The organism is Serratia sp. (in: enterobacteria) (assembly GCF_046715635.1).
In the GTDB taxonomy this organism is placed as follows: domain Bacteria; phylum Pseudomonadota; class Gammaproteobacteria; order Enterobacterales; family Enterobacteriaceae; genus Chania.
This window is the reverse complement of sequence record NZ_JBKJYW010000227.1, coordinates 1-24689: the sequence shown is the minus strand read 5'-3', so window position 1 is coordinate 24689 and position 24689 is coordinate 1. Positions and strand designations below refer to the sequence as shown.

The window sequence follows — 24689 nt, the reverse complement described above, 5'->3', positions numbered from 1 at the left end:
TCACTATCACCCTGGGCGGCAAAACCTATACCGGCACCGTGGATGGCTCTGGTAACTGGAGCGCCACCATTCCGGCAGCCGATCTGCAAGCGCTGCCAGACGGCACGCCAACCTTGACCGTCACGGTCACCGATGCCGCCGGTAACAGCAATACGCTGAACACCACCGTTACCGTCGATGCGACTGCGCCAACCCTCACCGTTAACGTGGTCGCTGGGGATGATGTGTTGAATGCCGCCGAAGTACAGGTGGCACAGACCGTCTCTGGCACCGCCTCGGTCGCCGATGCGGGTCGTACCGTGACCCTGACCTTGAACGGCAAAACCTACACCGCCGTGGTGCAACCAGACGGTTCGTGGAGCGCTTCACTGCCAGCAGCCGATCTGCAAGCGCTCAGCGACGGTAGCCATAACCTGGTCGCTACCCTCACCGATGCCGCAGGCAACAGCACCAGCACTACCCATGTCCTCGGTGTGGATGCCAACCCGGCCAACCTGCCGACGCTAAGCATCAACGTGTTCGCCGGTAATGACATTGTCGACGGCGCGGAGGTGAAAACCGCTCAGACCCTGACCGGTAATACCACCCACGTGGAAGCGGGCCAAACCGTCACTATCACCCTGAACGGCAAAACCTACACCGCTACCGTCTTGGCAGATGGCACCTGGAGCACCAGCGTACCGGCTGCCGATCTGGCGCTGTTGGCCAACGGCCAGACCACCATTACCGCCACCGTCAGCGACAGTGCAGGTAATCCGGCCAACGCCAGCCATGACGTGACCGTCGATACCAACCTGAGTGGGCTGTCCATCTCCGTGATCGCCGGGGATGACAAACTGAACCTGGCCGAAAGTCTGCAGCCGCTGACGATCTCCGGCGACAGCGCCAACCTGCCGCTCGGTGCCATTGTCACCGTGACGCTGAATGGCAAGATTTACATCGGCCTGACCCTGCCAGACGGTTCTTGGAGCGTTCAGGTCCCGGCTGCTGATTTGGCACAGCTGGCCGACGGCAACGCTACCGTTAGCGTGAGCGCCGTCGATCAGGGGGGTAACCTGGTCAGCAACAGCCATAATCTGGGCGTATTTATCCACAATTTGCCAGATGCCACCCTGAACACGCCGTTTGGCGACGGCATTCTGAACGGCACGGAAGCGGGTCAACCGCAGACCATCACGGGTTCTACCGGCATCACCACGCCAGGCCAGACCGTCACGGTCACCCTGGGCGGTAAAACCTATACCGGCACCGTCGACGGCTCAGGCAACTGGAGCGTCACGCTGCCAAGCGCCGATCTGCAAGCGCTGCCAGACGGTACACCAACCTTGTCCGTCGTGGTCTCCGATGCCGCCGGTAACAGCAATACGCTGAACACCACCGTCACCGTTGATGCAACCGCGCCTACCCTCACCGTGGGTCTGGTTGCCGGGGATGATGTGCTGAACGCCGCCGAAGTGCTGGTGGCACAGACCGTGTCCGGCACCGCCTCGGTCGTGGATGCAGGTCGCACCGTGACTCTGACCTTGAACGGCAAGACTTACACCGCGGTGGTACAGCCGGATGGCTCGTGGAACACCAGTCTGCCTGCCGCCGATCTGCAAGCGCTCACCGACGGTAGCCATAATCTGGTCGCCACCCTCACCGACGCGGCTGGCAACAGCACCAGCGTCACCCACAGCCTCAATATCGATGCCAACCCGGCCAATCTGCCAACGCTGAGCATCGGCGCCTTCGCCGGGGACGATATCGTTAACGGAGCCGAAGCGCTGGTCACTCAGGCCCTGTCCGGTACCACCACCAATGTTGAAGTGGGACAGACCGTGACGCTAACCCTGAACGGCAAAACCTACTTCGCCACCGTGCAGGTAGGCGGCGGCTGGAGCGTTAACGTTCCGGCGGCGGATATGGCGTTGCTGGCCAACGGCCAGGCTACCATCACCGCCAGCGTCAGCGATCAGGCAGGCAACCCGGCCACCGGCAGCCATACCATCAGCGTTGATACAGCGGTGGAAAGCATTGCCATTAACCTGATTGCCGGTGACGATAAGTTGAACCTGACCGAAGCCTCACAGCCGCTGACCATCAGCGGGACCACGGTCAATGTGAACGCTGGCCAAACCGTTACCGTAACCTTGAACGGCAAGACCTACACCGGCGTCGTTCTGGCCAACGGCAGTTGGAGCGTATCGGTAAACAGCACCGATCTGCTGGCGCTGCAAGACGGCCTAACGACGGTCAGCGCCAGCGTCTCCAACCCTGGTGTCGATCCGGTCAGCGACAGCCACGCACTGGATGTGCATATCCACACCCTGCCAGAGCCAACCATCAATCTGCCGTTTGGCGATGGTTTCCTCAATCAGGCAGAGGCAGCCACGGCACAACTGCTGAGCGGCAGCACCGGCATCCCGGGTGCAGGACAAAGCGTGATCGTCACTCTGGGTGGGAAAACCTATACTGCAACCGTGGATGGCAACGGTAACTGGAGCGTTTCCGTCCCATCAGCCGATCTGCAAAATCTGCCAGCGGGCAGCAATACCATTAGCGTGGCCGCGACGGACTCTGCGGGTAACAGCGTGGCGGGCAGCACTACGGCGCAGGTCGATCTGGTGCCACCAACCCTGGCGGTCAAGCCGTTTGCCGGGGATGACAAGGTTAACGCCCTGGAAAGCCTCAGCGACCAGGTGGTTTCCGGCACCGCTTCCATCGCCGACGCCGGGCGTACCGTCACGGTGACCCTCAACGGTAAGTCCTATACCGGGGTAGTTGCCAACGACGGCACCTGGAGTGCCACTATCCCAAGCGCCGATCTGAAAGCGATAGGCGATGGCAGTTATCCATTAACCACTACCTTGAGCGATGCGGCGGGCAACACCACCACCGTCACCCATACCGTGGCGATCGACGCCAATCCGCTGGATCTGCCAACCCTGAGCATCAATGTGTTTGCCGGTAACGATATTATCGACGGCGCAGAGGTGAACACCAGCCAGACGCTGAGCGGCACCACCACCCACGTGGAAGCAGGCCAGTTGGTGACCATCACGCTGAATGGCAAAACCTACACCGCCACCGTGCTGGCAGACGGTAGCTGGAGCACCAGCGTATCCGCCGCCGATCTGGGCCAACTGGCTCAGGGCAACAGCACCATTAGCGTCAGCGTTAGTGATACCTCCGGCAACCCGGCAACGGCAACGCATAACGTGGTGGTCAATACGGCCCTGAGCGGCATCGCCATCGACGTGATTGCCGGTGACGATAAGCTGAATCTGGCCGAAAGCCTGCTGCCATTAACCATCAACGGCAGCAGCCTCAATCTGGCCATTGGCGCAAGCGTGACCGTGACGCTGAACGGTAAAACCTACACCGGCATTACGCTGGCGGACGGTTCCTGGAGCGTTGTGGTACCACCAGCCGATCTGGCACTGTTGGCAGACGGCAATATCAACCTGAGCGTTTCCGCTGTCGATCAGGCCGGTAACCCGGTCAGCAGCAGCCATACCTTGGGCGTATTTATCCATAACCTGCCGGATGCCACCCTCAATACACCGTTTGGCGATGGCATCCTGAACGGTACGGAAGCGGGCCAGCCACAGACCATCACCGGCTCTACCGGCATCACCACGCCGGGGCAAACCGTGACCGTGACCCTTGGGGATAAAACCTACACCGGCACGGTAGACGGTAGCGGCAACTGGAGCGTCAGCGTACCGGTTGGCGATCTGCAGGCGTTGCCGGACGGGACGCCAGTGCTCAACGTAGTGGTCACCGATCCTGCGGGCAACAGCAATACCCTGAATGGCACTGTAGTGGTGGACAAGGTCGCACCGACCCTCACCGTCGGCGTGATTGCCGGGGATGACGTGCTTAACAGCGCAGAAGTGCTGCTCAACCAGACCGTTTCGGGCACCGCCTCCATCGGCGATGCGGGTCGTACCGTGACGTTGACACTGAACGGTAAAACCTACACCGCCGTGGTTCAGCCTGACGGTTCGTGGAGCGCTTCGCTGCCAACCGCCGATCTCACCGCGCTGTCCGATGGCAGCTACAACCTGGTCGCCACCCTGACCGATAGCGCCGGTAACAGCACCAGCGTCACACACGCCATCGGGGTTGATGCCAGCGCGTTGAACGCACCGGTACTGACCATCGGCACCTTTGCGGGCAACAATATTATTGACGGTGCCGAGGTGCAGGCAACGCAAACCCTGAGCGGCAGCAGCCTGAATGTTGAAGCCGGGCAGATCGTTTCCATCACCCTGAATGGCAAAACCTATACCGCCACCGTGCAGGCAGACGGTTCCTGGAGCACCAACGTACCAGCGGCCGATCTGGCTCTGCTGACCAACGGCAGTTTAACGATCGCCGCCGACGTCACCGATAAAGCCGGAAACCCAGCCAGCGCCACCCATGACGTAACGGTCGATCTCACCCAGAGCGCCCTGGCGATTGCTCCAATCACCGGCGATAACCAGTTGAACGCCATCGAAGCCGCCGCAGGGATCAGCATCAGCGGGAGTTCCACCAACGTTGCTGCCGGTGCGACTGTCACCATTGCCCTGAACGGTAAGTTCTACGAGGCGATAGTGCAGGCCGATGGCAGTTGGACAACAACCGTTCCTTCAGCCGACCTGACGATCCTGGGCGATGGCAGCCTGGCCGTCACCGTCAGCGCTACCGACGAAGCGGGCAATCTGGTCACTGGTTCGCAGCAGTTGGGCGTGCTGATCAACAGCCTGCCGGTTGCCACCCTGAACACACCGTTCGGTGATGGTTATCTGAACAAGGCGGAGTCCACCAGCGACCAAACGCTGAGCGGCACCACCGGCGTCAGCAGCAGCGGGCAAACCGTCAGCGTGGTGCTGGGAGGGAAAACCTATACCGGCATCGTGGATAACAGCGGCAACTGGAGCGTGAGCGTGCCAAGTGCCGATCTGGCGGCCCTGCCAGACGGTCCAACCAACATTGGGGTCACCGTCGGTGATATCGCTGGCAACACCTCCAGTATCAACTCCAGCGCCACGGTCGATTTGACCGTGCCGGTGCTGACCATCAACACCATCAGCGGTGATGACATCATCAACATTGCAGAAAGCCAGCAAGCGCTGCAAATCACCGGTACCGCACCGATCAACGACAGCGGCCAGCCAGTGGTGGTGAAAGTCATCATCAACGGCTTGACCTATAACGGGCTGGTGCTGGCGGATGGCAGCTGGAGCGTCACCATTCCTGCTGGCGATCTGGCTAACCTGCCGAACGGTGCCTCTTCCATCACCGCCACCTTGACCGACGCCGCTGGCAACACCGGCAGCGTCAGCCACGGCATCACTCTGGATACCGATCCGGCCCAGGCACCGCTGTTGACCATCAACACCCTGTCCGGCGATGACTACCTCAGCCTGGCGGAATCCAACCTGCCGTTGACCATCAGTGGGGGTAGCCAACGCGTCGAACAGGGGCAACAGGTCACCGTGACGCTCAATGGCAAAACCTATACCGCCATCGTCGGCGCGGACGGCAGTTGGAGTCTGCAGGTTCCGGCTTTGGATGTGGGGGCCTTGCCAGACGGTAAAGACACCATCACCGCCACGGTTAGCGATACCTCTGGCAACCAGGCCACCGCCAACCACAACCTCACCGTGATCACCGATGCGGGCAATCTGCCGCAGCTGTCGGTCAACGTGATTGCCGGTGATGACATCATCAATGCCAACGAAGCCAATTCCGCAGTGATCATCACCGGCGGTTCTAGCCATGTGCAGCCTGGCCAGGTGGTTAGCGTGCTGCTTAACGGCAAAACCTACACCGCAGTGGTACAAGCAGACGGCAGTTGGAGCGCAACGGTTCCATCAGCCGACGTGCAGGCATTGCCGCAAGGCTCGCAGACCGTGACTGCCTCGGTGACCGATATCGCCGAGAACCCGGCCAGCGCCACCCATAACGTCACGGTCGACACCGTGCCGCCGTTGCTGGAGATCGATCTGTTTGCCGGCGATAACATCCTGAACCTGGCGGAAGCGTTGCTGGGGCAAGTGTTGAGCGGGCATACCGATCCGGGCCTGACCGTTACCGTCACGCTGGGCGCCAACGTTTACACCGCCCTGGCGGATCCGACGACCGGTGCGTGGAGCGTCAATATCCCAAGCAATATCCTGCAAGGGTTGTTGGATGGTAGCGTAACCATCGGCGTGAGCGTCACCGACGCCGCAGGTAACGGCGTGTCAGACTCCATCACGGTGGCGGTCAACACCCATACGCTGCCATCGCTGACGTTGAACCCGCTGTTCGGTGACAATATTCTTAATATTGCCGAACTGGGCGTCGCTACACCAATCGGCGGCGCAGCAGCCAACCTGCTGGTTAACACCCCGGTATTGGTCAAGATTGGCACCTACGTGGTTAACGGTATCGTGAATAACGATGGTACCTGGAGCGCGCTGATCCCAGCCAATGCCCTGGCCTTGCTGGCCGACGGCACCGTACAGGTGGTGGTCTCCGCCGTGGACGCAGCAGGTAATCCTGCCAGCGCCGGCGGTTCGCTGGAGATCCTGTCGCATATCCTGCCGAATCCAACCATTAACCTGCCGTTTGGCGACGGCGCACTGAACCTGGTGGAAGCCGGGGTCAATCAGCTGTTGACCGGCACCACTGGCATTATCGGCAACGGTCAAACGGTGGTGGTCAGCCTAAACGGTAAAGACTACAACGCTACGGTCGGCAACAACGGCCAGTGGAGTGTCACCCTGCCAACCGCCGATCTGCTGGGGCTGCTGGATGGTCCGCACACCATCAGCGTGGTCGCCACCGATAAAGGCGGCAACAGCCACGGCGCAACGCTGGACTTCGACAGTATCCTCACCGGGTTGCCGGTAGCCGGGTTCGACACGCCGTTTATCGATGGCATTGTCAACCATGCCGAAGCCTTGTTGGGCGGAGCCCTCACCGGTTCCACCGGGCTTGCCAGCGATGTTGGCCAGACCGTGATGGTCAACGTCAACGGCCTGAACCTGGCTGCTACGGTGAATGCCGACGGCAGTTGGACGCTGCCACTCGACAGTGCCACTCTGCTCGGCCTACCGGACGGCAACTGGCCGGTCACGGTGACGGTGACCGACGCGGTAGGTAACACCAACAGCACCACCGGCTCGCTGGAGATCCTGGTCAACAAACTGCCGTTGCCAACCCTGGATCTGCCGTTTGGCGATGGCCTGCTGAATATTGCCGAAGCCGCGCTGACGCAAACCCTGACCGGCAAAACCGGCCTGGTCGGCAGCGGCCAGATCGTCACGGTGACGGTAGACGAAGGTCTGCCAAATCAGCAAACCTTCACCGCTCAGGCCGATGGCCTGGGTGGCTGGTCTCTGCAACTCACCATAGTACAGCTTACCGTGTTCACCAACGGGCAACACACCATTGAGGTCACCGTCGAAGACCGCGCTGGCAATACGGCCACCACCACACCGCTGGACGTTAACGCCCTGCTGACGCTGCCGAGCCCTACCATCGTTCCGCCGTTTGGCGTTGACGGTGTGCTGAGCATCAGCGAAGCCGCCGGTGCGCTGACGATCACCGGCACCACCGGGGTAAATGGCGCAGGCCAGGCGGTGAAAGTGGTGATCGATGTCAATGGCGTCAGTTACAACGCGCAGGTTGATATCAACGGCAACTGGTCGTTACCACTGCCTGCGGCCACCCTGAGCACCTTGCTCGATGGGCCACACGTGCTGACCGTCACGGCGACCGATGCCGCGGGCAACACCAACAGCAGCGCTTTGAACTTCACCAGCGATCTCACCGCGCCGGTGCCAACCATCAACACACCGTTCGGTGACGGTTTCCTCAACCTGGCCGAGGCCAACCTGGGGCAAGTCCTCACTGGCAGCGCCGGTGACGCGGCGGCCGTTAGCGTGAAGATCGGTAGCCAAACCTTTACCGCACAGGTCAGCGGCGGCAACTGGAGCCTGGCGCTGACTACGCCGCAGTTAAAAGCGCTGGCCGAGGGCGATAACACCATCACCGTGACCGCCACGGATGCCGCAGGCAACCAGGGCACGGCCGGTTCTTCGGTACATATTTCCGTCAACACGCTGCCGTCCGTCACCATCAGTAACTTCACGGCGGATAACATCATCAACTATGCCGAGAGCCAAGCGGTACAGTTGATTAGCGGTACCTCCACCAACGTCGCGGTTGGGCAACAAGTGACCGTTACGCTCAACAGCAAAACCTATACCGGGGTGGTGTTGGCGAATGGCAGTTGGAGCGTATCGGTGCCACCAGCCGATCTGAAAGCCCTGAGCGGAACGCCAAGCATCACGGCTCAGGTCAGCGATCAGGCCGGGAACGTCGCCGTCGACAACCACAACTTCACCGTTAACCTGACGCCTCCAGGCCAGATTATTACCGTGGATCCGATCACCGGCGATAACATCGTTAACGCCAGTGAAGTGGGCTTGATCATCAACCTGACCGGTAAAGTGGTCGGTGGGATCGGCCTTGGGCAGGTCGTCACCATTACCGTGGGTGGCTTACCGCTCGGTATTCCGGTCACTACCTTGCCGGATGGCACCTTCAGCACCGTGGTGACCTTCCCAATTGACGGCAATATCGTGGTGACGGCCAGCACCACCTTGTTGACGCCGCTACCGACGGTATTCACTGCCAGCGAAACCGTGTTGGTCGACCGCATTCCGCCGACGCTCACCATCAATACCTTCGCGGGTAACGACGTGTTGAACGCCAGTGAAAGCACCGTCGCCCAGGCGATTTCCGGTACCGCCTCGGTCTCGGAAGCGGGCCGCATTGTCACCGTCACGCTGAATGGTAAAACCTACAGTGCACAGGTCAGTGGCTCCGGCACCTGGTCGGTCAACGTGCCACCGGCAGATCTGGTTAACCTGCCGCAGGGCAGTAGCACCATTAATGCCACCCTGTCCGACGCAGCAGGCAATACCACGCCTGCAATCCACGTCATTACTACCGATACCACGGCACCGCTGCTGTCGGTCGATCTGCTGGCCGGGGATAATATCCTGACGCTGGCAGAAGCCCTGCTCGGCCAGGCATTGACCGGGACCGGCGGCATTGGCGAAACCGTCACCGTTACGTTGGGGCCATTGACCGCCAGCGTGGTGGTGGGCCCGGATGGCAAATGGAGCATTCCTCTGCCGTCGCTCAATCTGCAAAGCCTGACCGATGGGCCGCAGATCATCGGCGTCACCCTGACCGACACCGCGGGTAACAGCAGCCATACCGACGTGACGCTGAACGTGGCGTTGAACAAAACGCTCGGTGCGGGGGTTAACGCTCTGTTTGGCGGTGATGGCGTGTTGAACCTGGCCGAATCGCTGCTGACTCAGGTGATCAGCGGTAACGCCACCGGCGATTACAACGGGGCGGTTGTTCACGTCACCATCGCTGGCATCACGCTGGATGCGGTGGTTGGCGGTAACGGCCAGTGGAGCGTGTCACTGCTGCCTAGCCAGCTCAACCTACTGGGCGATGGCCTGGCGCAGGTCAATGTGCAGATCGTCGATTCCCACGGTAACGTGGTCAACGATCTGATCGATATCGACGTACTGACCCAAAACCTGCCGGTGATTGGTCCGGTCGTTGCCTTTGGCGATGGCCTGCTGAATGCGGTAGAAGCCGGTGTGTCACAGACTGTCAGCGGGGTGATTAACGGTCTCGGTATCGGCGGCGGCAGCGTTAGCGTCAGCCTGGGCACCAAAACCTATACCGCCAGCGTTGGCAGTGACGGTACCTGGAGCCTGGCGATCCCGCCGCTGGATCTGGCCGCCCTGAGCGACGGCAATCTGGCGCTGGGCGTCTCGGTGACCGACTCTGCCGGTAACGTGGTGAGCAAAAACATCGATATCACCGCCATCATCCACAATCTGCCGCACATCGTGCTGGATCCGATCTTTGGCGATGGCATCCTCAACGTGGCAGACCTGTTGCTGAACCAGACCATCGGCGGCACCGTCACCAATCTGGCGAAGGGCGCCACCATCAATCTGGATATTGCCGGTTCGCAAACGCTGACGGCCATCGTGGGCGACGGCGGCAAGTGGAGCGCCACCGTCACGCCGGATATCCTCGGTATCCTGCAAGGGCTGGGCAACGGTGACTTTACCGTTACCGCTTCCGCGACCGATGCGGTGGGTAACACCACCAGCGCCACCGCCGGGCTACAGTTGGATGTGTTACTACCGGTGATCACGCTCGATCCGCTGTTTGGCGGCGATGGCTTCCTCAATGCGGCCGAAGCATTGGTGGCGCAAACCGTCAGCGGTACCGTGGCCTTCGCCAGCGCAGGTGCGCAGGTGCAGGTGTCTCTTGGCGGTAAAAACTTCCTGACCACCGTCGGTGCCGACGGCAAGTTCAGCCTGGTGCTGCAGCCTGCCGATCTGCACACCCTGCTGGACGGCAATATCAACGTTGGCGTTTCGGTGTTGGATGGCTCCGGCAACACCGGCGTGCTGAATACGGCGATTGATGTGATCGTCAACAAGCTGCCTACGCTGGCGCTGAACCCGCTGTTTGGCGGCGACGGCTTCCTCAATGCGGCCGAAGCGCTACTGACCCAGACCATCAGCGGTACCACCACCAATGCGGCGGCGGGTTCTCAGGTGGTGATCAAGGTCGGTACGCTGCAACTGAACGCCACGGTCGATGCCGACGGTGGCTGGAGCGCCACCATCAATCCGCTGCAGTTGGCGGATCTGGCGGCGGGCAATCTGATCGTCAGCGCCACGGTTACCGATCCGGCAGGTAACACCAGCGGTGCCAGCCTGGGCCTCAACGTGGCGACCATCCTGCCAACGCTGACGCTGAACCCACTGTTTGGCAACGGCACGCTGGATCTGAGCGATCTGCTGTCACCACAGATCCTGAGCGGCAACGCAGGTAACGTGTCGGCAGGCACTACCATCACCCTGACGTTGGGTAGCCACACTTACACCACCAGCGTCGATGCCACCGGCAAATGGCAGTTGCCGATCCCAACGCTGGATCTGCAAGGGCTGTTGGATGGTGTAACCAACGTCACCGCCAGCCTCACCGATGCGGCAGGTAACACCGTGAGCCAGGCCAGCCCGCTCAACGTGCTGATCAACGCCCTGCCAACCCTGACGCTGGATCCGCTGTTTGGCGGTGATGGCCTGCTGAATGCGCTGGAAGCGACCGGCAACCAGATCATCAGCGGTCACGCCACCAACGCACCGGGTTCAACCATCCAGGTTAACCTCGGCAGCAATACCTTCACCACCCAGGTGAAAGCCGATGGCAGTTGGTCACTTAGCCTGACACCACTCAACCTGTCCAGCCTGCTGGATGGCAATCTGGAACTGGGGGTCTCGGTCACCAACTCCGCAGGGAAAACCGGCAGCATCAACGCCGATCTGGGCGTGGGTATCCACAACCTGCCGACCGTTAACCTGGGCAGCCTGTTTGGCGATGGTTTCCTCAACCTGAGCGAAGCCAACCTGAACCAGCTGATTGGCGGCACTACCACCAACGCCATTGGCGGTAGCGTCAGCGTCCATGTGGGGGGACTGGTATTGACCGCCGCCGTGGGCAACGACGGGAAATGGAGCGTTAGCGTGCCTACCCTGAATCTGGTCAATCTGGCAGATGGGCCATTGTCGGTCGGCGTTACCGTCACCGACCGCTACGGTAACACCAGCTCGGCTAACGCCAACGCCACGGTGAAAATCCACGCGCTGCCGTTGTTGGGCATTGATGCCCTCGGCACCTTGGGCAGTGCGCTGAGCATTTTGACCAACGGCCTGTCCATCAGTGGTACCAGCCTGAACGTGCAGCAAGGCGCGAAGGTTAGCGTGACCTTGCTGGGGAGTACCTTGCAAGGCACCGTGGACGCTACCGGACATTGGACGGTGAAATTCGATACCACCAACGCCCTGAAGAACCTGAACCTGCTCAACCTGATACCTACCCTGTTGGGCACCGTGGTGGCAGCTTCGGTCACCGACCTGGCAGGTAACGGGGTCAGCGTCTCTGCGGGGCTGACATCCGGTATCGAACTGCCACTGCTGCTGACGGCCAACGCGGCGGTCGAAACGCTGTCGCTGGACACGTCGGGTTCCGAAAACACCAGCACCGACAGCACGACCGATAACACCGCTGTACAGCATGCTCAGGTAGCCGCAGTGCAGCACACCACCACCGAGACCAGCACACCAACCAGCGAGGTCAGCAGTACCCAGACCACCACGGATACCAGCGAGCCAGTCACCAGCACGCTGGCGGTGAACCCAACGTTGCCGGTGGATACCGCTAGCGTTACCACGGTTGAAGACACCTCCTTCAGCATTGGTGGGGTCACCATCAATCTGGCGGATGGCACTACTGCCAGCGGCGACACCATCCACGGCAGCAGCGGTAACGATGTGATCCACGTCAACGCCCTCGACTTCCTGTCGATCGACGGCGGCGCGGGTATCGATACCCTGGAGCTGGATGGCAACAACCTCAACCTGGATCTGACGGCGCTGGGCCTGAAGGTGCAACACATCGATATCTTCGATTTGGGCACCAGCGGCACCAACAGCATCACGTTGGATCTGCACGAGGCGCTGAACGTCAAGGATGCTGCCAGCGACAACCTGCTGATCAAAGGCAGCACCGGCGACCAGGTCAATCTGACCCAAGGCGAAGGCGGCACCTGGAGCTCGGTAGGCCAACGGACGGTCGATGGCCAAGTGTTCGACGTTTACCACAACTCTGCCCTCGAAAGCGGCAACACCCTGGGAGATGTTCTGGTGCAGCAAGGCCTGCACGTCAATCTGGTGTAGTCCCCGGCCCCTCTGTCAGTCACTGGCTCGTGCAATGCGGCGAGCCAGTGACATGGGAATGACAGAGCGTTGGCCAAAGCAGTGCGGCGGTTCCGTTCGGGAGACGGGCCGCCGAAATTAACGATCGTCACAATAACAAAGCCGAAACGGCGACACCGCGGTTATCGGCATAGACGTGGTAGCGATAATGAAAAAACAAATTTATGGCACGGATGGAGCTCGGCTCACGTTACGGCGTGCGGCCACAATCGGACTGTTTTTGGGCGGATTAGGCGGGCTGACAGGTCATTCTCTCGCCGCACCGCAGGTCGAATTTAACTGGCAAGCCGCACCGACGGAGCGTTCGGTGATGACGCTCACTTTACAGGATGCCATCCTGCGTGCCTTTGCTCGTAACCCGCAGATCGCCCAGGCTTCAGCACAGATTAACGTGGGTAAAGCCGATCTGGCCCTGGCGCAAAGCGCCTGGTTCCCGCAAATTGCCCTCAACAGCAATTTTGGCAAATCCAGCCAGACCGACTCTTCCGGCACCTTGAACAACAACGCCTCGGCGGGCGTGACCCTGAACCAGCTGCTATATGACTTCGGTAAAACCAGCGGCAGCGTCGAGGAGCAACACAACCTCTCCGATGCCTATCGCTACACGCTGTACCAAACCATGACCGAGGTGGGCCAGCAAACGCTGCAGGCTTACCTGCAGGTCAAGCGCTATCAGGACTTGTGCACAGCGGCGGAGCGCAACCTGGTGTCGCTGAACCGGGTCAAGGAAATTGCCGAGCTGCGGGCCAATGCTGGCCTTAGCTCACAATCCGACGTGTTGCAGGCACAAACCCGCATCGCCGGGATGAACGCCACGCTGGAACAGTATCGTGCCCAGCACCGTTCGGCCCTGGCGCAGCTAACCGTCCTGACCGGCGTCGTGCCGGATAAACTGCCCGACCTGCCGCAGCAACTGCTGCAACAGAAAATCACCCTCAAGTCGCTGCCCTATCAAAAGAGCAATGCGGTACTCAGCGCCCAGGCCAAGCAGGAGGCCGCGACCCAGCGCATTCGCCAGGCCGAGGCCCAGCACTGGCCGACTATCTCGGTTCAGGCTGGCCGCACCCGCTATGAGAGCGATGGCAACGACGCCCAATCCTACTGGAACGATCAGTTGCAGCTCGTAGTGCAGGCACCGATCTATCAGGGCGGGGCGGTCAATGCCAAGGTCGATGCCGCCGAGGGCGATCGCCAGGCGGCACAGGCTCAGGTTGAAGCCGCCAAGCTGGATATGAACCAGAAAGCCTCTACCGCCTATGCCGATCTGATCGGTGCACAGCAGCGGGAACTGGCCGGAGCACAGCAGTTGAGCAGCGCGGACTACACCCGCAGCGTCTACCAGGACGAGTACAAGCTCAGCAAGCGCAGCCTGAACGACCTGCTCAGCGTGGAACAAGACGTGCTACAGGCAGAAAGCTCACGCGTCATTGCCCTGTACGACGGCTGGGACGCGGCGGTGCGCTACGCCTCTGCCGTCGACAACTTATTGGATATGTTGGGTATCGAGCGCCAACGAGCCAGTGGCGACGACTTGCCGTCGCTGTAGTCTGAATGATTTTGCCAGGAGCGCTTATGTCACAACCTGCTTCACTCGAAGCCTGGATCGCAGCCATGGCCCGGGCGGCCAACGGCTACGGTCTGGCTGTTGATATCAAATCCGTCCGCCAGCAAATGCGCTGGTATGAACAACTGCCAGCCCCGCGCCGGCTGGAACGTTTGGGCCACCTGATGGGGCTTAGCGTCAGTTTGCAGCCACGGGAGAAAGTCCGCTGGCGCAACGAGATCCTGCCCGCACTGATCGAGATCGACGACGGCGGCCTGTTGGTGATCGAATCCCTCGACAGCGAGGGCAAGGCGCTGTATTGGCTCAACGACAGCGGCGACGTGCAACGAGAAGCCGAGCTGGTGGAGTTGCTGCTCAAAGGGCAAGGCAGCATTGTGCTGCTGGGGGCGGCGAAGCGCGGGCAGGATGCGCGCATCGACGACTTCGTACAACCCTATCGCAAACACTGGTTCTGGCAACATTTTCGCGGGGCCAAACGGCAAATTGGCGAGATCTCGCTGGCCTCGATCATCAGCAACGTGCTGGCGCTGGCCGGCATTCTGTTTTCGATGCAGGTCTATGACCGGGTTATTCCGGCCCAGTCTTACTCCACCCTGTGGGTGCTGTTCTTCGGGGTGCTGATCGCGGCGGCGCTGGAGTATGCCATCCGCCTGTCGCGCACCGTGATTTCCGATCTGATGGGCAAGAAAATCGACCTGAAGATCTCCGGCATGCTGTTTGCCCGTGCCCTGGCGATCAAAAACGAAGCGCGGCCAAAATCGACCGGCTCGTTTATCTCGCAACTGCGGGAGATCGATCAGGTACGGGAATTGCTGACCTCCACCACCGTGGGCGCGGCGGCAGATATGCCGTTCGTGCTGCTGTTCCTCGGCATTATGGCGCTGGTCGGCGGCCCGCTGGTATTTATCCCGATGTTGGCGATCCCGCTGATCGTCATTCCCGGTATTTTGCTGCAATGGCCGATGGCCAGGCTGGCTAAGGAAGGCATGCGGGAAAGCGCCCTGCGCAACGCGGTGCTGGTTGAGTCGATCGAAGGGGTTGAGGATATCAAGGCACTGCAGGCCGAGCCCTACTTCCAGCGCCAATGGGAGCAGACCCACGCGGTCAGCGCCAACATCGGTATGCAGCAACGGCTGTGGGGGGCGCGTCTCAGCGGCTGGGCCTCGACGGTACAGCAGTTGACCTATGCCGGTATGCTGGTGTTTGGCAGCTATCTGGTGCTCAACGGCGATATCACTACCGGTACCATGGTGGCCTGTAGCCTGCTTTCCTCACGTACCATCGCCCCGCTGATGCAGTTGACCATGGTGTTCTCACGTTGGCAGCACGCCAAAACCGCCATGACCGGCCTTGACGATCTGCTGAAAAAACCGCTCGATAAGCCGGAAGAAGGCAAGATGGCCCACTGCCCGGTGCTCAGCGGCCATTTCCAACTGCGCAATCTGCAATACAGCTACGACGTGGAGAAAGGGGATAACTCGATCACCGTCAATAATCTGGAGATCAAACCCGGCGAGCGGGTGGCGATCCTCGGTAAGGTCGGCGCAGGGAAATCGACGCTGCTGAAGCTGCTTTCCGGCCAGGCTAGCGCCACCCGGGGCAAAGTGATCATCGACGGGGTCGATATCAGCCATATCGATCCCAGCGATGTGCGCCGCCAACTGGGCTTTCTCTCCCAGGAATCGCGACTGTTTTTCGGCAGCCTGCGCCAGAACCTGATGCTCGGCCATCCCCACGCCACCGAACCGGAAATGCTCCAGGCGCTGCGGATTTCAGGAGCACTGAGCCTGGTGCAACAGGACGCCGCCAGCCTGGATCGCATTATTCATGAAGGAGGCCGTGGCCTGTCCGGCGGCCAGCGCCAGATGGTGTTGCTGAGCCGCATGATCCTGCGCAACCCGCAAATCGTGCTGCTGGATGAACCCACCGCCTCCATGGATGAGCAGTTGGAAGAGTACGTGATCCGCCAGATGCACGGCTGGCTCAGTGGCCGCACGCTGGTGCTGGTCACCCATCGGCCGGCGCTGTTGAAACTGGTGGATCGCATCGTGGTATTGGATAACGGCCGCGTGGTGGCAGACGGACCACGGGATCAGATCCTGCAGGCGGCCAATAAGCCGATCAATAAAGAACAGGGCGTGGCATGAGGAACAATCAATGAGCAATATCACCATGCAAGACGATCTGGCGCGCCAGGGGCGGCGGCATTCCTCGGTACTTTGGCTGACGCTGCTGGGGATGATCCTGTTTGTGGTTTGGGCCTATTTTGCCATGCTCGATGAAGTCACCGTCGGCACCGGCAAGGTCACGCCCTTAAGCCGGGCGCAGCTGATTGAGAGCCTGGACGGGGGGATTATCGATCACCTGTATGTGCACGAAGGGGACATCGTCAACAAAGGCCAGAAATTGGCGCAGTTGGATGTGAAACGCTTTCAGTCCAACTATGGCGAGGCCTTTTCCCGCGTGCGCACCCTGCGCGCCTCCGCCGAACGCCTGCGCTCCGAGCTGACCGGTGAGCCACTGCAGTTCAGCGCCGATACCCTGAAGGAGCCAAGCCTGGTAGCCCGTGAACGCCAGCTGTATGAATCCCGTAAGCGCAACCGCGATGAAACCGTCACCAACCTGCAGCAATCCATGCAGTTGGTCCAGCAGGAGTTACGCATGACCGAGCCGCTGGTCGCCAAAGGGGCCGCTGGTCAGGTTGAAGTGATCCGCCTGCGGCGGCAGGTTAGTGAGCTGCGCGGCAAGATTGATGAGGCTCGGAACCAATATGCCGTGCGTGCACGTGAGGAGCAGGTAAAAAACAACGCCGATCTCGATGCCCAGTTAGAGCTGGTGAACGGTAAGGAAGATCAGTTGGATCGCGCCACTATGGTTTCGCCGGTACGTGGGATCGTGAAGGACATTCAGGTGACCACCGTGGGTGGCGTGTTGCAGCCGGGCGGTAAGCTGATGGAGATCGTGCCGTTGGAAGATCAGTTGCTGATCGAAACCCGCATCAACCCACGGGATATCGCCTATATCCGCCCTGGCCTGCCCGCCACCGTCAAGGTGACCGCCTATGATTCGTCGATCTACGGCAACCTGAATGGCGAAGTGGAGAACGTTTCCCCGGATACCATTCAGGACGAGGTCAAACGTGACCAGTATTACTACCGGGTTTACGTACGCACCAAGCAGGCAGAACTGATGAATAAGGCGGGCAAGAAGTTCCCGATTGTGCCGGGGATGGTGGCCAGCGTGGAGATCAAGACCGGGCAGAAAAGCGTGCTGGATTACCTGATCAAGCCGCTGAACAAGGTGAAAGAGTCACTGCGGGAACGGTAATTATTAAAGGCCAGAGAGTGGTTAGCCTCCCTGGCCTTATTTACGTTTCCACCTTCATCAGTCGATGAATCTGCGGATCAGTTCCAGCAGCGCAACCAGCGCTTTCAGAACGATGAGAACTTTATCAATGAAAGTTTTCATCCGTTACTCCTTAAAAAGGAGTGAGAGCACTACCACTTACCCTTCCATTGCCTGTCGCGGCAGGTATCTCATTGTTAGATGATGATGTTCTCACTCCGGCCAGAGCACCGAAACCGGCACCACCCGTAATTCAGCCAGGACTTAGAAAGCGTCATGCACAATCCCAGAGCAATACCATCAACAGAGCTAACTAGTCGATTATACCCACCTTTAGTTACGACGCCCAATCCCCAACTTGCGAAATTACCTTTAAGGTAATAATATTGGATTGTTAGATGATGATGTTCTCATCCTGGCCAGAGACACCAACTCAGGCCGGAAAGTAAAAAAACCCGATTCACCATCGGGTTTTTTTACGCCTGCAGCTCGCTCAAAAATCAGAAAAACTCACTGCCCGCGCCGAGCCCTGCCCACCGCTTCACCCAACTGCCAGACCGCCATCGAATAATGCACGCTGTGGTTATAGCGGGTGATGGTGTAGAAGTTCGGCAGGCCGTACCAATATTGATAACGGTTACCCATATCCAGGCGCAGCAGGCTGACCTGCTGGTTACCTTCCAACGAGCCTTGCGGCGTCAACCCAGCCGCAGCCAGCGTAGCCACCGAGTAGTTGGTTTTAAAACCAGTCTCTAAACCAGGGGCCTGGCCATTAGCCGGCACCGCCACCGTTGCCCCACGCGTCCAGCCATGAGCTTTGAAGTAGTTGGCTACGCTGCCGATGGCATCCACCGGATCCCACAGGTTGATATGGCCGTCACCGTTGAAGTCAACCGCATAGCTCTTGAACGACGAGGGCATAAACTGGCCGTAGCCCATCGCACCGGCGTACGAGCCGCGCAGGGAAAGCGGATCGTCCCCCTCGGCACGCGCCATCAGCAGGAAGGTGGCCAATTCACCGCTAAAGTACTCGGCACGGCGTGGGTAGTTAAACGACAGCGTCGCCAGCGCATCGATAATACGCGTTTTGCCCATCACCCGGCCCCAACGGGTTTCCACCCCGATAATGCCCACGATAATTTCTGGCGGTACGCCGTAAACCTGGTAGGCGCGCTGGAGATCCGCCGCATATTTATTCCAGAACACCACCCCGTTCTGCACGTTGTCCGGTGTCAGAAACTTGTTGCGATAGCGGATCCAGGCGCCGTTTGGCGTGGTCGATGGCTTACCTGCCGGTGCCTGTTTATCCATCAACGCCACCACCCAGTCCAACTGCTTGGCCTGGGCCAGCACGTCATGCAACTGCTGGCGCTCAAAGCCGTGCTCCTGCACCATCTGGTCGATAAAGCGCGCCGTCGCCGGATTATCGGCAAAGTCGCCGCCCAGTGGATGAATGGCATGCGCCGGTTCAAGCACAAAGCCACTCTGCACCAGGCTATCTGGGGGGGCCAGTTGCTCGGTAGGTTTAGGCTCGCTGCTACAGGCAGCCAGCAAAGGGATCAGGGGTAAAAGCGTAACCAGATGACGCATCGGATATCCATAGAGGCCAGGCAAATAAAGTTGTCGCTATGTTAAGCCATTGTCTGACGCGAACAAACAGGAATATGGCCCCCGGCGGCGTCATTTTTTCACAAAATACTCAGCTGAAAAGCAAGGGCACATATACACTTACTAGTGCTTACCTTTATCAAGGCGATACCCGTTCAACGCCACCACGCCAGGCTCATTCATTGCCCCTGGAAACTGGCGTAATCAACGTGTTTTCTCTCCAAACAGCACACGAGGAATACCGTATATGAGTAAGCTCCCCGATCAAGAACCACCACGCCGTGCCCTGCTAAAACGTACCGCAGCCCTTTCGGTATTAGCCATGACCGGCATTGCAGGGTTCACCGCACCATCGGTGGCGTTTGCCGCCGCGATGACCAAAGAACAACGCGATAAAATGACGCCAGACGACATCATCGCCAGCTTCAAACAAGGCAATATGCGCTTTCGTGAGGGCAAAATGCAGCAGCATGACTATGTCGCCCAAAAGCAGGCCAGCGCTCAGGGGCAGTTCCCGGCGGCTGTCATTTTAAGCTGCATTGACTCACGCGCCCCAGCTGAGATCCTGCTGGACACCGGCATCGGCGAAACCTTTAACGCGCGCGTTGCCGGTAATATCCAAAATGACGACATTCTGGGCAGCATGGAGTTTGCCTGTGCCGCTGCAGGAGCCAAAGTGGTACTGGTAATGGGACACACCGCCTGCGGTGCGGTAAAAGGAGCCATCGAAAATGTCGAGTTGGGTAACCTGACCGGGCTACTCAACAAGATCAAACCGGCCATCGACAAGACCGAATTTGAAGGTGAGCGCAGCGGTAACAACGATAAGTTTGTCGATGCCGTCGCCAAAACCAACGTCGAGATGACCATCGCCGATATCCGCAAAAATAGCTCAGTGCTGAAAAAACTGGAAGAAGAGGGGAAAATCAAGATTGTGGGCAGCATGTACCATCTGGATGGTGGCAAGGTCGAATTTCTCGCTTAACCCTTAGGTAACCCATCACCACAGCGGCGAACATTGGCTCGCCGCTGCTTATAACTCTTCTTGAGTATCAATGCATTACATCACATTCTGTTGCAATAATTATTCTGCTAACCATTAAAAACCCCTCTTTTGATCAAACAAGCCCCCGACCATCAACATAGAATTCACAAAAAATTAAACTCATTAAGGATCGGGTTTTACATGGAAATTAAGGTTAATGGCCGTTTGGTCGCACTGAGCAATATCCCACCAGAGACTCCCCTGCTGTATGTCCTACGCAACGATCTACAACTCAACGGCCCCAAATATGGCTGTGGCCTGGGTGAATGCGGTGCCTGTACTGTGCTTATCGACGGCGTTGCGGCCCGCTCTTGTTCCATCCCGCTGTCAGCCGCCCAGGGGAAAGCGATCACCACGCTGGAAGGGCTAAGCCAGGAAGGCCATTTGCATCCGGTGCAGCAGGGCTTTATCGATGAACAGGCTGCGCAGTGCGGCTATTGCACCAACGGCATGATTATGACGCTGGTGGCGCTGTTTGAACGCGATCCCCAAGCCAGCGAGCAACAGATCAAAAACGAATTAGCCTTCAACCTGTGCCGCTGTGGTACCCATCTGGAAATTCTGGCTGCGGCGCAACAGGCCAAGCGGCTACTGGCCGAGCGCGGTGCCCAATGATGGAGATGCAAATAACCCGTCGCCGCCTGCTGCAAGCGGGTGGCGTAGTGATGGTCAGCAGCCTGTTCCCCGTCAACGCACTGGCTGGCAGCCCTGTATCCGCAGGCAAAGCGATCCCTCTGGACCGTATCAGCAGCTTTATTGCCCTCAGTGCCGACGGCAAAGTGACCGCGTTTAACGGCCACGTCGATCTCGGCACTGGCATACGCACCTCATTGGCGCAGATTGTCGCCGATGAACTGGACGTGGCTTTCGACGATGTCACGCTAATCCTGGGCGATACCAATCGCACGCCCGATCAAGGGCCAACCATCGCCAGCGCCACCATTCAGGTAACCTCGGTTCCCTTGCGCCAGGCGGCAGCACAGGTGCGACAATTGCTGGTGGAACTGGCAGCCATTGCCTTCAAGCGCCCGGCCACACAGCTAACAACCGCCAATGGTTTCGTGTTTGCCCCAGACGCGCCCTCTGCCCGCCTAAGCTACGCCGAACTGGCGCGTGGGCAGGATCTGCATCTGCCGCTGGACAGCAATGTGGTGCTGAAAAGCCCGCAAAGCGGCCAGTATGTGGGCAAACCGGTGGCGCGCGTCGATATTCCAGCCAAGGTTCGCGGTCAACTGACCTATGTGCACGATATGCGCCTACCAGGCATGTTACATGGGCGAGTCGTCCGCCCGCCTTATGCCGGAGCAGACAGCAGCGCACCATTGGGAAAAGCGATGATTTCTGTCGATCGGGGATCCATCGCCCACCTGCCCGGTATTGTCAAACTGGTGGTCATCAATGACTTTATCGGCATCGTCGCCGAGCGTGAGGAGCAGGCGATCGCAGCCATGCGCCAGCTAAAGGTGCAATGGCAACCCTGGGCCGGGTTACCGGATCTGTCTTTGGATAAGCTGCACGCTACGCTGGAAGCCATGCCGAAAGCCGAGCGAATTCTGCGCGACGATCCTGGCACCACCGATGCCCTTGCCGCAGTCGCCACTCAGGTCAATGTCGACTACGTCTGGCCTTATCATTTACACGCCTCTATCGGCCCTTCCTGTGCCGTGGCCGAGGTAAATGCGCATCAGGTGGAAATCTGGTCTGGTACGCAAAACCCCCACGACCTGCGCAAAGATATTGCCAAATTGCTTGGCCGTGAGCCGGAGCAGGTGCATATCAACCGTATGGAAGCTTCCGGTTGCTATGGCCGTAACTGCGCCGACGACGTTTCGGCAGATGCGGCCTTACTGTCACATGCCACCGGCAAGCCGGTGCGGGTGCAGTTGATGCGCGAGCAGGAAGCGGGTTGGGAGCCAAAAGGTACCGGGCAATTGATCCGCGTACGTGGCGGACTGGATGCCAATCATCAGGTCGCCGCCTATGAGCTGAGAACCAGCTATCCCTCCAACAACGCCGTCACCCTGCCGCTGGTATTAACCGGCAAGGTCACCAACCGGCCAGACGTGCAGCAGATGGGTGATCGAACCGCCGTGCCGCAATATGAATATCCGCATATGCGGGTGATTGCGGAAGATGCAGCCCCCATCGTGCGGGCTTCCTGGATGCGTGGCGTGTCGGCGCTGCCGAACGTGTTTGCCCATGAAAGCTGGATCGACGAATTGGCCTACCTCGCCAAACAGGATCCGATCGCCTACCGGCTGCAATATTTAACCGATCCGCGCGCCATTACGTTGATCCACGCGCTGAAAAAGCAGGCCAACTGGCAGGACGGGCCAGCACACCGCCAACCGGTGGCTAAGGATCAAGCAGTGGTCAATGGCCGAGGTTTCGCCTATGCCCGTTACTTCCACAGCAAATTCCCCGGGTTTGGTGCCGCTTGGGCGGCGTGGGTCTGCGATCTGAGCGTTAATCGCCGCAACGGGCAGATCAAACTGAACAAGATCTACGTGGCCCACGACTGCGGACAAATCGTCAATCCGGCAGGCGTGCGCCATCAGGTGCATGGCAACATCATCCAGTCTGCCAGCCGTGTCCTGAAAGAGTTTGTCACCTTTGACACCCGCGGAGTGACTTCCCTGGATTGGGGCGGTTACCCCCTGCTGAGGTTTGACGAACTGCCAGAGGTGGATATCCAACTGCTGGATAATCCGCATGAGCCGCCGATGGGGGCCGGGGAATCTGCCTCCGTACCAAGCGCTGCCGCCATTGCCAACGCGTTATTTGATGCGCTGGGCGTCAGGCTACGTGAAGTCCCCTTCACCCCAGAACGGATCCTGAAGGCTGTAGGTTCTGCCACCTCTTCCAGCCATGCAAACGGGTAACACATTATGCACAAGATAAAGAAAATCGCCGGGTTGGGCGCGCTAGCCGGTGCCATCATCGTGGCCGTGGGGGGGATTGCCAGCTGGCAGCCAGAAATAGTACAAATCGATCGCCTGGATACCTACACCTTCAACCAGGCGCAGATCGAGAAAGGCAAACAGTTGGCTGCCCTTGGTGATTGCGCGGTTTGCCACACCCGCCCCGGTGGTGAACGCAATACCGGCGGGCTGGCGATGGAGATCCCGTTCGGTACCATTTACACCAGCAATATTACGCCCGACCTGGAAACCGGCATAGGCGGGTGGTCCTACTCCGCCTTTGAACGCGCCATGCGTCACGGGATCGATCGCCAGGGTAATTACCTCTACCCGGCTTTCCCCTATACCGCCTTTACCCGCACCAGCGACGAGGATCTCAAGGCGCTGTACGCCTACCTGATGACGCAGCCAGCGGTGCATTACCAGCCGCCGAAAACCTCATTACATTTCCCGTTCAATATCCGTCAGGGGATTGTGACCTGGAACTGGCTCTATCTGACGCCCGGTGCCCTGCAGCCAGACGCCAGCCAAAGCAAAGAGTGGAACCGGGGAGCCTATTTGACGGAAGGTCTGGGCCATTGCAGCGCCTGCCATTCGCCACGTAACTTCCTGTTTGGGGAACAAGGGGGTAGCAAACATCTGAGCGGCGGTGTCGCAGAAGACTGGACCGCTCCGTCACTGACTGACAACCCTCAGTTACCGCTGGCCTGGAGCCAGCAGGATCTGCTGACCTTTATGCAAACCGGCTACTCCGCTAACCACGGTGTGGCTGCTGGGCCAATGGCTCCGGTGATCGAGGAAGGCCTTTCTCAGTTGCCGCCAGAGGATTTGCAGGCGATTGCCGCCTATTTGCGTTCTTTCCATACTCAGGATGAAAGCCTCCCGGGTAAGGCCGCGGAGATCAACCGGTTGGCGGAGCAAACGGTAGAACCACTGTCTTCGCTGGGGGCACGGATTTTCTCAGGTGCCTGTATGGCTTGTCACTCTCAGGAGAAAGGCGCGCAGATGCAGGGCGTTCGCCCTTCCTTGGCCCTGAACAGCAACCTGTATAGCAGCAGCCCGGATAATGCCATCCGTGTGGTGCTTTCCGGTATCCAACATCCGGCCAATAGCGAATTGGGTTATATGCCTGCCTTCCGCTATAACCTCAAAGACGAGCAAATCGCCGCGCTGCTGCAGTATCTACGGCAGGACTTTACCAAGCAAAAACCGTGGCCTGATGTGCAGCAGCGGGTGGCTGAACTGCGGGCGGAGACTGGCCCCTCACCCCAACCCTCTCCCTGTACAGACCGGGGACATGGTAGACAGGTGTTCAAGGACATGGTGAACACTTTTTAACATCCTTTACCCATGAT

10 protein-coding genes are annotated in these 24689 nt (G+C 59.4%); 8 read left to right on the top strand and 2 right to left on the bottom strand.

Going from position 1 to position 24689, the window contains the following annotated elements; translation table 11 throughout:
* The first annotated feature begins 5 nt into the window (after nucleotides 1-5).
* The 4 genes from ACLQ7H_RS11555 (at nucleotide 6) to ACLQ7H_RS11540 (ending at nucleotide 17742) form a co-directional block, all read left to right on the top strand.
* Nucleotides 6-12812 (top strand): Ig-like domain-containing protein, encoded by a 12807-nt coding sequence (locus tag ACLQ7H_RS11555; protein ID WP_411752788.1) that lies wholly within the window; start codon nucleotides 6-8, stop codon nucleotides 12810-12812.
* 187 nt (nucleotides 12813-12999) lie between these two features.
* The gene (locus ACLQ7H_RS11550) at nucleotides 13000-14397 is read left to right on the top strand and encodes a TolC family outer membrane protein (protein ID WP_411752787.1); all 1398 of its coding nucleotides are present in this window, start codon (nucleotides 13000-13002) and stop codon (nucleotides 14395-14397) included.
* Between the two features lie 26 nt (nucleotides 14398-14423).
* On the top strand, nucleotides 14424-16562 hold the full coding sequence (locus tag ACLQ7H_RS11545) for a type I secretion system permease/ATPase (protein WP_411752786.1): 2139 nt from the start codon (nucleotides 14424-14426) through the stop codon (nucleotides 16560-16562).
* 10 nt (nucleotides 16563-16572) lie between these two features.
* Nucleotides 16573-17742 (top strand): HlyD family type I secretion periplasmic adaptor subunit, encoded by a 1170-nt coding sequence (locus ACLQ7H_RS11540; protein WP_411752785.1) that lies wholly within the window; start codon nucleotides 16573-16575, stop codon nucleotides 17740-17742.
* Between the two features lie 57 nt (nucleotides 17743-17799).
* On the opposite strand, the gene dinQ is transcribed toward ACLQ7H_RS11540, so the two are convergent.
* Nucleotides 17800-17883, bottom strand: coding sequence for a damage-inducible type I toxin DinQ (gene dinQ / locus ACLQ7H_RS11535; RefSeq protein WP_363135933.1), 84 nt, complete (start codon nucleotides 17881-17883; stop codon nucleotides 17800-17802).
* Nucleotides 17884-18270: 387 nt separating this feature from the next.
* On the bottom strand, nucleotides 18271-19350 hold the full coding sequence (gene mltB, locus ACLQ7H_RS11530) for a lytic murein transglycosylase B (RefSeq protein WP_411752784.1): 1080 nt from the start codon (nucleotides 19348-19350) through the stop codon (nucleotides 18271-18273).
* Between the two features lie 265 nt (nucleotides 19351-19615).
* Here mltB and ACLQ7H_RS11525 point away from each other — a divergent pair, with 265 nt between their 5' ends.
* The 4 genes from ACLQ7H_RS11525 to ACLQ7H_RS11510 all read left to right on the top strand — a co-directional run bounded on the left by ACLQ7H_RS11525 (nucleotide 19616) and on the right by ACLQ7H_RS11510 (nucleotide 24672).
* Nucleotides 19616-20353, top strand: a complete 738-nt coding sequence (locus ACLQ7H_RS11525; RefSeq protein WP_411752783.1) for a carbonic anhydrase — start codon at nucleotides 19616-19618, stop codon at nucleotides 20351-20353.
* A 201-nt stretch (nucleotides 20354-20554) separates the two neighbouring features.
* The gene (locus ACLQ7H_RS11520) at nucleotides 20555-21028 is read left to right on the top strand and encodes a (2Fe-2S)-binding protein (RefSeq protein WP_411752782.1); all 474 of its coding nucleotides are present in this window, start codon (nucleotides 20555-20557) and stop codon (nucleotides 21026-21028) included.
* Complete coding sequence (locus tag ACLQ7H_RS11515) at nucleotides 21025-23295, top strand: molybdopterin cofactor-binding domain-containing protein (RefSeq protein ID WP_411752781.1); 2271 nt, start codon at nucleotides 21025-21027, stop codon at nucleotides 23293-23295. Before ACLQ7H_RS11520 ends, ACLQ7H_RS11515 begins: the two co-directional genes overlap by 4 nt.
* A gap of 6 nt (nucleotides 23296-23301) precedes the next feature.
* The gene (locus ACLQ7H_RS11510) at nucleotides 23302-24672 is read left to right on the top strand and encodes a c-type cytochrome (protein ID WP_411752780.1); all 1371 of its coding nucleotides are present in this window, start codon (nucleotides 23302-23304) and stop codon (nucleotides 24670-24672) included.
* Nucleotides 24673-24689 lie beyond the last annotated feature (17 nt).

Bases quoted from the DNA above. Each gene is read 5' to 3' on its own strand.
- ACLQ7H_RS11550 (WP_411752787.1), top strand. From the start codon at position 13,000: ATGAAAAAACAAATTTATGGCACGGATGGAGCTCGGCTCACGTTACGG.
- ACLQ7H_RS11545 (WP_411752786.1), top strand. From the start codon at position 14,424: ATGTCACAACCTGCTTCACTCGAAGCCTGGATCGCAGCCATGGCCCGG.
- ACLQ7H_RS11540 (WP_411752785.1), top strand. From the start codon at position 16,573: ATGAGCAATATCACCATGCAAGACGATCTGGCGCGCCAGGGGCGGCGG.
- dinQ (WP_363135933.1), bottom strand. From the start codon at position 17,883: ATGAAAACTTTCATTGATAAAGTTCTCATCGTTCTGAAAGCGCTGGTT.
- mltB (WP_411752784.1), bottom strand. From the start codon at position 19,350: ATGCGTCATCTGGTTACGCTTTTACCCCTGATCCCTTTGCTGGCTGCC.
- ACLQ7H_RS11525 (WP_411752783.1), top strand. From the start codon at position 19,616: ATGAGTAAGCTCCCCGATCAAGAACCACCACGCCGTGCCCTGCTAAAA.
- ACLQ7H_RS11520 (WP_411752782.1), top strand. From the start codon at position 20,555: ATGGAAATTAAGGTTAATGGCCGTTTGGTCGCACTGAGCAATATCCCA.
- ACLQ7H_RS11515 (WP_411752781.1), top strand. From the start codon at position 21,025: ATGATGGAGATGCAAATAACCCGTCGCCGCCTGCTGCAAGCGGGTGGC.
- ACLQ7H_RS11510 (WP_411752780.1), top strand. From the start codon at position 23,302: ATGCACAAGATAAAGAAAATCGCCGGGTTGGGCGCGCTAGCCGGTGCC.